The 359-nt window shown below is 68.5% G+C and carries 1 protein-coding gene; it reads left to right on the forward strand.

The window, feature by feature from the left end; all coding sequences use genetic code 11:
• On the forward strand, positions 1-359 hold a 359-nt coding region (locus ACMX2H_RS19015; RefSeq protein WP_414962846.1), incomplete at both ends, for an N-acetylneuraminate synthase family protein.

Below are 359 nucleotides of genomic sequence, written 5' to 3' on the forward strand. Positions count from 1 at the left end.
TCGCCGTGGGATGTTCCCTCGGTCGCGTTCATGGAGGACGCCGGCGCGCTGACCCACAAGGTGGCCTCCGCTTCGGTGACCGACCTGGACCTGCTCACCGCGCTGCGCGAGACCGGCAAGCCGGTGATCCTGTCCACCGGGATGTCTACGATCGAGCAGATCGACAAGGCGGTGGAGACCCTGGGCACGGACAAGCTGATCCTGATGCACGCGACCTCGACCTACCCGCTGCCGCCGGAAGAGGCGAACCTGCGGATGATCAGCACGCTGCAGGAGCGCTACCAGGTGCCGGTGGGCTACTCCGGGCACGAGCGCGGGCTGCAGATCTCGCTCGCCGCGGTGGCGCTGGGTGCGGTCAC

It is taken from the genome of Arthrobacter sulfonylureivorans (assembly GCF_047607445.1).
Lineage (GTDB): Bacteria > Actinomycetota > Actinomycetes > Actinomycetales > Micrococcaceae > Crystallibacter > Crystallibacter sulfonylureivorans_A.